Annotated in this window: 10 protein-coding genes; 3 read left to right on the top strand and 7 right to left on the bottom strand. The window is 41.4% G+C overall.

The genetic code is table 11. The features are described from left to right. Window positions 1–268: 268 nt before the first annotated feature. Window positions 269–841, top strand: a complete 573-nt coding sequence (locus NSTCB13_RS20030) for a single-stranded DNA-binding protein (RefSeq protein WP_445631072.1) — start codon at window positions 269–271, stop codon at window positions 839–841. Window positions 842–1,069: 228 nt separating this feature from the next. On the opposite strand, the gene NSTCB13_RS20025 is transcribed toward NSTCB13_RS20030, so the two are convergent. Beyond that, window positions 1,070–2,818, bottom strand: a complete 1,749-nt coding sequence (locus tag NSTCB13_RS20025) for a GH3 auxin-responsive promoter family protein (RefSeq protein ID WP_448273591.1) — start codon at window positions 2,816–2,818, stop codon at window positions 1,070–1,072. Window positions 2,819–3,432: 614 nt separating this feature from the next. On the opposite strand from NSTCB13_RS20025, the gene NSTCB13_RS20020 reads away from it, so the two are divergent. Then, the gene (locus NSTCB13_RS20020) at window positions 3,433–5,316 is read left to right on the top strand and encodes an ABC transporter ATP-binding protein (protein ID WP_448273590.1); all 1,884 of its coding nucleotides are present in this window, start codon (window positions 3,433–3,435) and stop codon (window positions 5,314–5,316) included. 58 nt (window positions 5,317–5,374) lie between these two features. Here the strand turns inward: NSTCB13_RS20020 and ureG are convergent, their stop codons facing one another. The 3 genes from ureG to ureE form a co-directional block, all read right to left on the bottom strand. Beyond that, window positions 5,375–5,971 (bottom strand): urease accessory protein UreG, encoded by a 597-nt coding sequence (gene ureG / locus NSTCB13_RS20015; protein WP_448274195.1) that lies wholly within the window; start codon window positions 5,969–5,971, stop codon window positions 5,375–5,377. Window positions 5,972–6,449: 478 nt separating this feature from the next. Next, window positions 6,450–7,142 (bottom strand): urease accessory protein UreF, encoded by a 693-nt coding sequence (locus NSTCB13_RS20010; RefSeq protein ID WP_448273589.1) that lies wholly within the window; start codon window positions 7,140–7,142, stop codon window positions 6,450–6,452. Continuing rightward, on the bottom strand, window positions 7,117–7,563 hold the full coding sequence (ureE, locus tag NSTCB13_RS20005; protein WP_448273588.1) for an urease accessory protein UreE: 447 nt from the start codon (window positions 7,561–7,563) through the stop codon (window positions 7,117–7,119). Before ureE ends, NSTCB13_RS20010 begins: the two co-directional genes overlap by 26 nt. Window positions 7,564–7,679: 116 nt before the next feature. Between ureE and NSTCB13_RS20000 the strand changes: the two genes are divergently transcribed. Continuing rightward, window positions 7,680–8,249 carry a Uma2 family endonuclease gene (locus NSTCB13_RS20000; RefSeq protein WP_448274194.1) on the top strand — a complete coding sequence of 190 codons (570 nt, stop codon included), beginning with the start codon at window positions 7,680–7,682 and terminating at the stop codon, window positions 8,247–8,249. 38 nt (window positions 8,250–8,287) lie between these two features. On the opposite strand, the gene NSTCB13_RS19995 is transcribed toward NSTCB13_RS20000, so the two are convergent. The 3 genes from NSTCB13_RS19995 to NSTCB13_RS19985 all read right to left on the bottom strand — a co-directional run bounded on the left by NSTCB13_RS19995 (window position 8,288) and on the right by NSTCB13_RS19985 (window position 13,045). Then, window positions 8,288–10,075 carry a PAS domain-containing sensor histidine kinase gene (locus tag NSTCB13_RS19995; protein ID WP_448273587.1) on the bottom strand — a complete coding sequence of 596 codons (1,788 nt, stop codon included), beginning with the start codon at window positions 10,073–10,075 and terminating at the stop codon, window positions 8,288–8,290. A 188-nt stretch (window positions 10,076–10,263) separates the two neighbouring features. Next, window positions 10,264–12,825: a PAS domain S-box protein gene (locus tag NSTCB13_RS19990; RefSeq protein WP_448273586.1), complete on the bottom strand. Its 2,562-nt coding sequence runs from the start codon at window positions 12,823–12,825 to the stop codon at window positions 10,264–10,266. Continuing rightward, entirely contained in the window at window positions 12,818–13,045 is a 228-nt protein-coding gene (locus NSTCB13_RS19985; RefSeq protein ID WP_445631084.1) for a hypothetical protein, read from the bottom strand. Before NSTCB13_RS19985 ends, NSTCB13_RS19990 begins: the two co-directional genes overlap by 8 nt. Window positions 13,046–13,080 lie beyond the last annotated feature (35 nt).

Raw genomic sequence — 13,080 nt, 5'->3', positions numbered from 1 at the left:
AACTTAGTGGTACAATTATACTACTCTATGCAGAATTGAATGCTCAATTTAGTCAAGCGAGGGTGGCGAACGGTATACTCAATGCTGTTCAAAGCGATCGCTTGGCTTTTATGCTAGAAAGGACTAAAAACTCAAAATGGATGTAGAAAATTTGTTCAAACATTATTAAAAAATGCAAAAGATTAAACCTATCTAGATATTAATTGGCACTACATAGAAAAACCTTCTCTTTTTGAATCAGTACTTTTTGCAGTCAGGAGTAATTTTAATGAACAGCTGCGTTTTGATGGCGGAAATTATTAATGAACCGCAACTCCGCTATACAGCGGATAATTTGGGAGTCACGGAAATGTTGGTGCAGTTTCCCAATTCCCAGAAACCAGAAGATCCGCCAGCCACGCTGAAAGTTGTCGGCTGGGGGAATTTAGCGACAGAAATTCAGCAAAACTACCACCAAGGCGATCGCGTCATCTTGGTAGGACGTTTAACTATGAATACTGTCGATCGTCAAGAAGGGTTTAAAGAAAAACGCGCTGAATTGACAGTACAACAAATTCAATCTGTTGGAGGTAGTTTTAATACTGATCCATTACCCTCAGCAACCCCAACTCCATCATTTACTGAAACTGCTCCCCGACAACCATCAGCATCTCGTCCTCCACAGAAAGAGGTTCCCACTTACGATTCACCACGTCCAGCACCTACTCCAGCGACAAATCCTGTTGGCGTTGCTCCCCAAGCGAAAACTTACGAACCCGTACCCCAACCCACAAATTATGAGCGAACCACTTATCCAGCAGTGAAAGAGGAAGAACCAGATCCAGATGATATTCCGTTCTAAAAGTTGGTAGTTGAACGTGTATTCAATTTGCTAAGTATGATTAGCAAAAAGGATTGCGATTAGACAATTTCTACAAGTAGCCATCCTTTAAGATGTGCTATTTTTTTGTTTGCGTTGACGCTTTGCATTTTGTTGTGAAAAATTTACCTACTCTTATTCACCAATTCTCCATACATATCTGAGTTGTTGTGGGCACTACCCACCTTAGCGACGCATTATTATTGATTATTAATTAAGAGATTTGCTTTCTATAAAGTTGACCTGCTCTACATTTTTTAGCAACCGTGGCATTTTGAACTGTGCCTCTGAAGTACCTTGAGAAATAATTGTGTCTTTTAGCATTTTGAAACTGTCTCTTTCAACAAGCTTAATTTCAGGTGCGCCAATCCCATTCGCTTGCCTATAACTCAGATAAAGCACATTTAAATCATAAATTACCTGTTCAAATTTATCTCGAAATAATGTTAAATCAGGAAGAATTTCAAAAATTTTTGAAACCTCTAGGTAAATAATGTACCTCAACGGAAATGATGAAATATCAATGCTTGTCGTATAGTCTATTATTTTGCAGTCGTCTCCCCAAATTTTGCAAGCTTCAGTAATGGCAGCGAAAATTTCGTTCTCAGAAATTTTCGCTCCGCTAATATTTAGTAAAGAACCTTGGCGATACAAAAATTCAATCATGGGACTTTGGTTATAGTAGCCCACACATTTAACGATATCTCCCATCCTGTACCTGTAAAGTCCAGCTACTGTCGTCACAACTAATTCGTAACTTTCACCTATATCTAGAGAAGTCAAGTCAACTGTAGTGGGTTTTTCTGCATCAATTTGGGAAATAGGTATAAACTCAAAAAATGCCGAATGAGGAGTAATTACGTAAGCTGGAGAATCTTTTTGTGGCTCTAGATTACACCCGATCCAAGCTTCAGAAGCACCATAACCATGTGAGTAAATTGGTATTTCACCTGCATAAAATTTCAAACTTTCTTTATAGAGTTGCAGCGACCCAGTTATGATACATTGTATGTTAGACAACTGCGGCCATATTCTGGGTATAATACCCTCAAATCCTTTTTCAAATTCAGTTCGGAGTGTGTTACTTTTTTCTGGACTAGGTTTGAGCCTATTTTGTAGCTCATTTCTTGTAGCTGTATCCAGTTCCAAATTGGAATTAATTTGACCGTGGTAAATATCATTTATTATTTGTGGCCACTCTCGTTCTAATATTTGTAGAGCATCCAAAACATTGGAGGCAAAATTTGCCGTAATATAAGTAAGCTTTGGCTCCAAGAGAGCAAAAAGCATATGGCAATAATAAGCGCTCCTATAATCGGGAATCAAGAATATGCTAATAGGGCTAGAAAAATTGAGACTGAATATTTTTTGAAATAATTTAGATTGTCTAATTCCTCCGCTAGTTCCTGAACCTCTAGGAATACCGCTAGGTGTAGATTTAAGTGGTTGTGCGCTAGCCAAAGCCAAACCACGACAGTTTTTTGCGTATGCTTTACCATTGAGATAGTAAGAGCGTGCGATCGCGTTTATAGCCTGAAAAGATTTTTGTGAAGTTGATAGTAAGCGTTTTGTTCTGGGTATAAGTTTAGATTTGCCCGTTGTCCCCGACGTTTCTTGAAAAAGAATAATTGGCTCTGCTACCAGTTGAGAGAAATTTCCACTATTAGCAATATCTTCGATAATTTCGCGGTAATTTTCATAAGTCGTAAGAGGATGTATCCTTTGGAATTCTGCAATCGAACCTATAGCCGCCAAGTTATACTTCTTACTGTATTCCGTATCCTTTTGAAGTTTTAGAATATTTTTGAGAAGCTTGTGTTGGACAGAAACAGCATTAGCTGTGTCTTTTAGCAAACTTTTCAGGCTTCTTTTCGCTGCTACTTGCAACAAATAAAGTAGAAAAATATCCGAAATTTTATTGAATATTTCTTGTGCTTGTTCTCGAATTTTTAAGTTCATACGCAGCAATTGTTTTAGAAAATACCTTATCCCAATATGGAAGTCTTGTATTGCCTCAAAAGAATTAAATCTGGGCTTTAATCATTGTTTGCGACCGAAGTCAAGGATGAGTAGCCTGTAAGCGACGCCCAAAGCAGGAAATTAAGAGATATCACCGCTATCTGTTCAGTGTAGACGCTTTTGAGGCATTGTTTGGTACAGTACTTGATAATCCAAAATCCTTTTTAGCGGTAGTAATCGAGACAACAGAATTGTTTCAAATTACAATACAGATTTGGCAGCACAAATAGCTGTAAAGAAAGCTAGTGCAACTCAATCAGCCAAAAATTATCTTGATGGATGAGGCAACTATAGGAATCCGCTTTGATTCGGAGAAATTATTTGCGTAGGGAGGGAATAGGGGATAGGGAATAGGGATGAAGGAATAAATGTGTACTGAGTTTTTTCACGCAATCAAATACGAGTCCTATAGTTCTCAAAACATTAAAAATTGTAGTTGAGGTCTAAGCAGTGAAAAACCACCAAGGAGTCTAAAAATCAAATTTATCGACACATACATCAAAACTCTTGTTAAAATCCAAATAATTTTAAGTTAGAATTCGTACCCAACTCCTATGAGAGAAACTGTCCTAGAGGTTCGCAATCTCCAAGTTGAATTTCCCGGTGATGGCAACACTGTCAAAGCTTTGGATGGTATTTCCTTTGCGCTGCATCGAGGTGAGACTCTAGGAATAGTAGGAGAATCGGGAAGTGGTAAATCGGTGACAGCCTTAGCTGTGATGGGTTTGTTGCAAACTCCTGGCATAGTGAGTGGCGGTGAAATCTGGTTTCGTGCGCAGGAAAATGGCAACCCCATCGATTTGGTAACATTGCCTCCTGAGCAAATGCAGTTACACCGGGGTGGCGACATCGCCATGATTTTTCAAGAACCGATGAGTTCGCTTAATCCGGTTTATAACATCGGGTTTCAGCTAACAGAAGCGATTATGCGGCATCAAAATGTGTCAGCAGCCCAAGCACGACAAATTGCGATCGCAGGTCTGCAAGAGGTTAAACTTCTACCTAGCGATGAGGAGATCCAACAGCAGTATATCGAAACTTGGCATCAAACCAGCAAGTCATCGAAACTAGAACCATCAAAGTTGGCACAGTTGGTTAAAGAACACAAAGAAGCCATGCTGGAACGCTATCCTCATGAACTTTCTGGAGGTCAGTTGCAACGGGTGATGATTGCAATGGCAATTTCTTGCAACCCATTAATCTTAATCGCCGATGAACCAACCACAGCTTTGGATGTGACGGTGCAAGCGACTATTTTGGAGTTAATGCGAGAATTGCAGCAAAGCCGTGACATGGCAATGATTTTCATCACCCACGATTTGGGGCTAATTTCAGAAATTGCTGACCAAGTAGCGGTGATGTATAGAGGTAAAGTTGTCGAATCTGGTACTTCTGGGCAAATTTTCAGTAGTCCCAAGCATCCATATACTAAAGGTTTGATAGCTTGTCGCCCCACACTCAACCGCCGTCCCCAAAAATTACTCACTGTTTCCGACTACATGAGTGCAGAAGAGACGCCAACGGGACAAGTAGTAATTCAGCCGAAAGAACCTGCACAACCCACAGAAGTTACCAAAGAAGAGATTGCTGCAAGATTGGCAAACTTTAATGAGAAAGAACCCCTGCTGCAAATCCGCAACCTGAAAGTTAGTTTTCCAGTGCGTGGGGTGTTCGGTAGTATAAAAAGTTATAATATGGCAGTTAATGGCGTTTCTTTTGATGTTAAACCAGGAGAAACACTAGGTTTGGTGGGAGAATCTGGTTGCGGTAAAACGACCCTTGGCAGAACCTTGCTGCGCTTAATTGAACCGATGAGTGGTCAGATTATCTTTGAAAAACAAGATATTACTAGCCTCAAAGGAGAACGGTTGCAAAAACTGCGGCGGGAAATGCAAATAGTCTTCCAAAATCCTTTTAGTTCCCTCGATCCCCGGATGAAGGTTGGGGACGCGATAATGGAACCTTTGTTAATTCACGCTGTTGGGAAGACAAAACAACAACGACGAGTGCGAGTAGTCGAACTTTTAGAACGGGTGGGGTTGAGTGCAGATGCGATTAACCGCTATCCTCATCAGTTTTCTGGCGGTCAACGCCAACGGATTTGCATAGCTCGTTCTTTGGCGTTAAATCCTAAGTTTATCATCTGCGATGAGTCAGTTTCAGCGCTAGATGTTTCAGTACAGGCGCAGGTGTTAAATCTTCTCAAAGAATTACAGTCAGACTTTCAGCTTACTTATATCTTTATTTCTCACGATTTAAGTGTAGTGAAATTTATGAGCGATCGCATTTTAGTCATGAATCGCGGTCAAATTGTTGAAGAAGGGACAGCCGAAAGCATCTACCAAGAACCTAAAGAGGAATACACGCAAAAATTAATTGCTGCGATTCCTACTGGTAGTGCTGAACGGGTGCGAAGTCGTCATCAGAAGGCTTTATAGAAACAGAATTCAAAAGTCAGGAGTCAAATGGGCTTGACTCCTGAATCTGAATTCATTTTCAACAGATATTGGTGCAAACAAAGTTAATTACATCTGCAAGTCCAGAGTGAGTTTTTAAATTAGTAAAAATAAAAGGTTTATCGCCGCGCATTTTTTTAGCATCTCGTTCCATCACACTTAAATCTGCACCAACATAAGGTGCTAGATCGGTTTTGTTAATCACCAATAAATCAGACTTGGTGATACCAGGGCCACCCTTGCGGGGAATTTTATCACCAGCTGCAACATCGATGACGTAAATTGTTAAATCCACTAATTCTGGACTAAAAGTAGCAGCCAAATTATCGCCGCCACTTTCCAAAAACACCAAATCCAAATCGAGAAAACGTTCTTCTAATTGTTCAATTGCTGCCAAATTCATCGAAGCATCCTCGCGAATAGCAGTGTGAGGACAACCACCAGTCTCTACACCCAAAATGCGATCGCTAGCCAACGCCTGAGAACGCACTAAAAACTGAGCATCCTCCTGAGTATAAATATCATTCGTCACCACCGCAACCTGATACTGCTCGCGCAATTCCTTACATAAAGCATCAACTAAAGCCGTCTTCCCCGAACCCACTGGCCCAGCAACCCCCACTCGAAATGCATTCATTTTTATTTGTCCTTTGTCATTTGTCATTTGTCATTTGTCATTTGTCCTTTGTCCTTTGTCCTTTGTCCTTTGTCATTTGTCATTTGTCATTTATTAACGTGAGTTCGATGAACTTCTCCCGGACAACCTCCCTTTCCCCGTGGGAGAGGAAGGAGCAACGAGAAATTAGGGTTTTGGCTCCCCTCTCCGTGTCGGAGAGGGGTTGGGGGAGAGGTCAAAAAAGGGCTTGTCGAACTCACGTTTTATTAAAAATCGGAAGCTAATGACCAATACAACTCTTGGAAAGGCTGCGCCAACGACTACGCGGTAGTTGAATCTCGACTTACTTCTCCTGTCGGAGAGGCTGCGCCAACGACTACGCGGTAGTTGAGCGCAGTCAAAACTCAGTACAAGTCGCTCGATTACCGCGCAGCGATGCACTGAGCGCAGTCGAAGTGTCGAAACTCAGTACAAGTGACTAATGACAAAGGACAAATGACTAACTCCTAAATAACCTTGTATACTGCGTTTCATGCTGCATACTCGCTAGCGACAAACCCCAACTACAACAGGCGAGTTCATCGTCATCCAACGCAAGAATTTCTAATGTCGTAGCACTGAGTAGTGGTTGCAAATCTAGCAATAACTGCTGTCCTGTTGTTTGCCCAAGGGGGATCAGTTTCACGCCAGCAGTAATCAAATTACTTGCCCAACTATGCAGATATGCGAGTAATGCGGCTTGGATACTGATTTGCCAATGGGCAACGGCAATACCAAAAGCGATCGCATAATTGCAAGGATTACCTACAGCATTGGCAATAGGCATAATCTGCGATTCTAGTTTACCAAGTAATTGGATCAGCGATCGCCCCATCTGCCAACTAGAGGCGCGTAATTCTTCTGTTTCCCTAGCAGCCGATAGCCACAAATTCCAACGGCGTAGCGACTCAATATCACCTATTTTTACAGCTTGCTGCGATCGTACCATCACCGCCGCCTCTAACCGAATTGCCCCGTAGAGCAACTCTGCTTTTAACCAATCTTTGAGATGTGTGTGGTTAGCGATCGTACCATTTTCTACCAGCATTTCCAAACCTTCAGAATAACTATATGCTCCTACAGGCAAAGCGGGGCTAGCCAACTGTAAAATACTCAAAAGATGACTATCAGTGAGCATGATGGTGTTGTCCATAAGCTCCTAATTCTGGCTGAAACGGTAAAATTTCCTCTTTAACTTCTAACCCTAATTGTTCCAACATTTGACGTAAAACTGAATCTGAAGATAAGCGTAAATAAGTTGGAGTAATTTCTACTGGTACATGGCGATTTCCCAAATGGTATGCCGCCCGTAATAACAAAAGTGATGTTTGGGCAAAAGCAGTTATTACTAGTTCTGGTTTGGCAGTAATTCTGATTAAACTGCTATGGGTTTCTTCTTGTAGAATATCGCCATCGTGTAAAACAGTTCCTCTGGGTAAATGTAAAAACACAACCTTACCATCTGGCGTTTCAAAACGATGACGGCTGCGGGTGCGTTCTTCTGCTGTTAGCGCCAGAGTAAAAGTAACCGCAGCATCGTAATTAGGTGGTTTAAGTTGGGTAAATGTCAGCATACAGAGTTTCGCCTGAACTTTTGCTTTTCATTATGGTTCTAATTTAAATACAATATCTGCCTTGCCCGAAGAAAAGATAAAATTAAACAAAGGCAACGAGCCAAATGGGGACAATCATGAACCAAGCCATTGAGGGAGTACGCTGGACAATTCACGATTTAGAGGTTCTACCCGAAAACGAGTGGACGCGCTATGAAATTATTAATGGAGAACTCTTTGTGACTCGCACACCTCACCGCCGTCATCAACAAGTTTGTGTAAAAATTGCTCGACAACTCGATGTTTGGTCAGATTCGAGTGGTTTAGGGGAAACAATTGTGGCTCCAGGAGTGATTTTTTCGCAAGCAGATAGCGTCATACCGGATGTAGTTTGGGTAAGTCGAGAACGACTGGCGCAAATTGAAGATGAAGCGGGACATTTGACAGGCGCACCAGAGTTAGTAGTAGAGGTTTTATCCCCAGGTAAACAAAACGAACTTCGAGACAAAGAAGCAAAACTGAAACTTTATTCAGTTCAAGGCGTGCGTGAGTATTGGATTGTCGATCGCTTCACTAAACAAGTCGAAGTTTATCGGCGAGAAAAAGCACAGTTGGTTTTAGTTGCTACTTTGTTAGGCGATGATGAAATCACATCACCAATTTTACCCGGATTTTGTTGTTCTATTCGTTTCTTTTTTCCTGAATAATCGTAAATTTAAAAAAATATTTGTGGTAACAAAAAGGTTTAATTAGCAACTTCATCCTGTGAGCTACTAATTGGTAAGGTAAACCAAAATGTTGCTCCTGCATTCAATGCACTGTTTACGCCAATTTCGCCACCGTGAGCATGGATGATTTGTTTACATAGATACAACCCTAATCCCAAACTTACAGAATTGCCGATACTTGCACCCCGAAAGTAAAGGTCAAAAAGCCGATCGCTTTGTTGTTGACTAATTCCCACGCCGTTATCACTAACAGTACAATAAATCATGTCATCCTGACGGGTAGCGTTAATTGTCAAGAGCAAACCAGGGGGATTATGTTTCAAAGCATTGACAATTAAGTTAGAAAAAACTCGCCATAGTTGCGTAGGGTCGGCATTCACTAATGGCAAATTTGCGGACACCAGATTTGTCAGCTGGGCTTGATTTTGCTCTAGCAATGGCTCTAAATCTGCGATCGCAGCTTCGACAACTGTCAGTAATTGTACGGCTTGACGTTGTAAGACAACACCTTGCACCTCACTGATATGAGTTTCCATCAACGAATTAATTAAGTTCAGTTGGCGATCGCTACTTTGAATCATCCGCTCTAAAATTGAGCGGGAAATCGTAATATTTTTCTCTGAACGGGCCAGCAAATTCTTCAGTACCATTAAAGTACCTAGTACTGGGTTGCGTAAGTCGTGGGAAACTGCATGGAAAAATACTCGTAGTTCTTCTTCAGTTTGCTTGCGCTGGGTAATGTCTTCAATCAAACCTTCGTAGTAAAGCAGTTTTCCCTTTTCGTCACGAACTTCGTAGGCTTTTTCGGAAATCCAGACAATACTCCCGTCTTGACGATAAATTTGGGACTCGAAATCGGAAACGCTGCCATACTTTTCCATCAGGCGCACAAATTCTGCTCGGCGGTTCGGGTCAACGTATAATTGTTCAATATCAGTGAAATTTGCTGTCACCTCGTCTACTAAGGAGTAGCCATAAATCCTCGCTAAAGCAGGATTTGCCGTAATATAATGTCCATCGGGACTGCTTTGAAAAATTCCTTCAACGGCGTTTTCAAAAATGCTGCGATATTTAGCTTCGGCAACCTTGAGTTTTTGGTAGGCAGATTCTAGTTCTTGGCGGGCGAAAAATTCCGAACGTTGCAGGCGATCGTACAGATAAACACCGATGTCACATATAGTACAAAACCAGAAGATATATAAAATGAACGTTACATTATATATTCCTGGATGGTCGGGGATTGATGTTTTTAGCCCAAGTACTGTATTCACACCAAAATAGTAAATCAGCACACTTACTTGAGTCAGCAAGTGAAGAATCCAGCAAACAGGCATCAACACAGCTTGGCTCAAGAACAACAGCGACCAGCCGATGGTATCGGGTAGTGCGAAACCTCTGATGGTTGCAAACAACTGCGACGCTAAACTAAGTGACCAAGAAGACCCCAAAAATAATAAATCTGGACGATGACGACCTAATTTAGTTTTATGTAAAGCAAGGCAAATAATTATAGTTGCAAGCATTGCAACATTAATTACCAGGCGTTGAGTTCTAAGTACTTCTGGGAGCGGCTGCAACTCTGCAAAAGGAAAAAACAGGCCGTAAATGTCTCGCAAAGTAAAAGACAACAGACAAATCAGCGCCAGCCATAACCATAAACGTAATCTTTGCCACAAAAAACGGTTACGCCAAACTCTGTAAAGAGTAATGATTTCATCTGTTGTTGGTGCAGAAAAGGTTTTTCTCCACCACCTTTGCACTGTTGTCAATGGAGTAGCCATTAGCATCCGAGCAACTTTGCCCATACCTTGAGGGTGTTTCCCTTACTTAATAGACTTCTTGCAGAGTCGGGAAAGGGGGAAGGGGTAAAGGGTAAAGGTTTTGTATTTAACCCTTCCCCTTTAACCAAAACCTTTTCCCACAAGAGTGCAAAAAGCACCTTTGCAAGAGGTTTAATATTGCCATAAATAACACCCTCTCATTTTTTGGTGATTTATGGGCGATTTGTTGCGGATGAAGTTGCCAAAGGTAGTGTAAACCAGAAAGTTAATCCACGCTTGCGGTTACTCATAACACCGATTTCGCCGCCATGCGCCTTAATAACTTTCCGACAAAGATACATTTTTAAGCCAATGCTTGTAGAGCAGCAATCTTGAGGATCGCGGACATGCAGATCGAAGAGGCGATCGCACTCTGCTTTACTCATTCCCACACCGTCATCTTGAATCTGAGTGCGAATCATTCCCCCTTCAATGGTGGCACTCAGGGTAAAATTTAATCCTGGCGGATTATTTTGCAAGCCATGTGCGATCAAATTGACCAAAACTTTCTGCAATCGAGTCTCATCTGCCATTACTAACGGTAAGTCTGCCCGAACCAAGTTCTTCAAAGTCGCTTGATTTTGTGTCAGCATCGGTTCCAACTGGGAGAAACATTCGCCCACTAGGGTGCTTAGTTGTAGAGGTTCGAGTTTGATTTCAATACCCTGTTTTTCACAGGAATTAATTTCTAGCAATGAGTTAATCATTGTTAGTTGGCGATCGTTACCCTGAATCATTCGCTCGATGATTGAGCGAGATATTGGAATTGCAGATTGGGCAGAAGAGGCAGAGGGGCAGGGTGCGGGGGGCAGAGGGGAAAATTCTCCCTTGCTCCCTGCTCCCTGCTTCCCTGCTTCCTTGCTCTCCACTCCTTGATTTAATAAATTCTTTAACACCATCAAGTTACCCATCACGGAAGTTCGTAAATCGTGGGCAACTGTGTGCAAAACAACATCTTTGACACGATGCAAATTTTCAACTTCTTGCATTTTCTGCTGCAACTGTGCTGTCCGTTCTTGGACTTGGTATTCTAAATTAGTGTTGAGTTCTGCTAGCTTTTGGCATATCTGACTTTGTTGAATTGCGATCGCTAGCTGTTCCGACATCTGCTGTAACAAATCAATTTCTATTAGCTGCCAATGACGCGGCCCTGAGCATTGATTGGCAATTAACGCCCCAAATAATTCGTCACCTAGCATAATTGGTACAGCCAAGCTAGCCTTCGTTTGGAATTTTTGACAGTGTGCTTTTACTTTGGGAGATGCTGATATTTGCGTTACGTCTTCAACGACACGTACAAGATTATCTTTTAATAAGTTTCTTAATTCTTGTAGATAAGCTTCATCATTAGTAGACCAACCTGAGACTGATGGATACTTAGGATCTACTGATTCGGCAAGAGTTTTGACTCCTAAATTAGCATTATTTAAACCAATGAAAACTCGATCTGCTTGCAGAAATTGCCTGACTTCCGTCACGGTGGTTTGAAGAATTTCCTCTAATTTCAGCGAAGATCGAATTCTTACTAGGGTTTCTGCCAACAAACGATCGCGTTGGGCACAAAAGCGTAATTGTGCTTCTACTTGTTTGCGTTCTGTAATGTCGTGATGCACTGCTAAAATCGCAGGAATACCATTTAAATCAATGACTTCAGCTGACAGCAGCGTTGTAATTATCTCGCCAGATTTTTGCCGAAAATCAATTTCTAAGTTACGAGCAACTCCCGTGCTTTGCAACTCTTGCACTAAGTTTAGGCGATCGCGATCGTTTACCCAAAGATTTAATTCAAAAGAAGTTTTACCAATTGCCTCATCTCGCCCATAACCGGAAAGATTCACAAAACTGTCGTTAACTTCGATAAAGCGTCCTTCTTGCAGCGTGCTAATGGTAATTGAATCGGGGCTGCAACTAAAAGCTTTAGCAAATTTTTGGGCAAGATTTTGTAAGGCGACTTCCCCTTGTTTGCGATCTGTGATGTCTCGGACAATTGCTAATACCTCATCTGTACCACTAACTACCAACCGCGCCTCATAATCTCTGATTCCCAAAGATGTTGGTAGTTGATATTCACAAGTTTGCAAAATTCCCGAATCTAAAGTTTTAGCGATCGCTACTTGGCTAATGGCTGCAACATCACTCGGCAATAACTCTTGCAAATTTTTTCCAACTATTTCTTCTCTCGCAAGAGTGATATTTGCACCCTCACTTTTCAAATCTAGATACTCGCCATCGCGGCTGATGCGAAACATCAAATCGGGGATAGCATCCAAAATTGCTTTATATCGTGCCTCACTCTCAAGCAATTTTTCTTGGGCTTGTTTTCGGTCTGTAATATCCATAACCAAACCATGCCAAAGAAAATCACCTGCTGCTTGTAATTCTGGTTGCAAAGTACCTTGAATCCATTTAAGTTTGCCACTAGGCGTAATAATCCGACTTTCCCAATGCCAAGGTGTAAGAGTAGTACGACAAACAGCAATAGATTCTGTAAAAGCTTTTATATCTTGTGGATAAATCAGTTTGCATAACATTTGAAAGTCTGGCTGTATAGCCTCTGGTTCTAATTCATACAAATATTTACAACCAGAACTAATATAAGGAATAAATACAGAACCATCCTGCCGTTGCAGAATTTGGAAAATCATTCCCGGTAGATTGGCAGCAATTGTTTCCAATAGAGGGATCTTCTCTGGTAGAAAATCTGGTTTCTGCGGTGATTTTACAATTTCATCCACTCTTAGACCCTTTGATATATAAGCAATTGGCATAATATTCAAGGTAATCATAGCCATTGTAAAAGTTTTTAGCTGTCAGCACGATCGCAAACAGCAGAAAAAGTGGCTCTACTTTCAGCGTAGTTCTGGATGCTGCGATCGCATTCACCCAATCGGGTGAACCATTTGTCAAAGAGCGAATGACTTTAGGAGTGCTGACAGAATACCCTGAGATAATCAACTTCGATCGCAACAATCAGATAGAAAGTAATTGAA

Source organism: Nostoc sp. DSM 114160, assembly GCF_053470305.1.
This window is presented reverse-complemented; position numbering and strand designations above follow the sequence as displayed.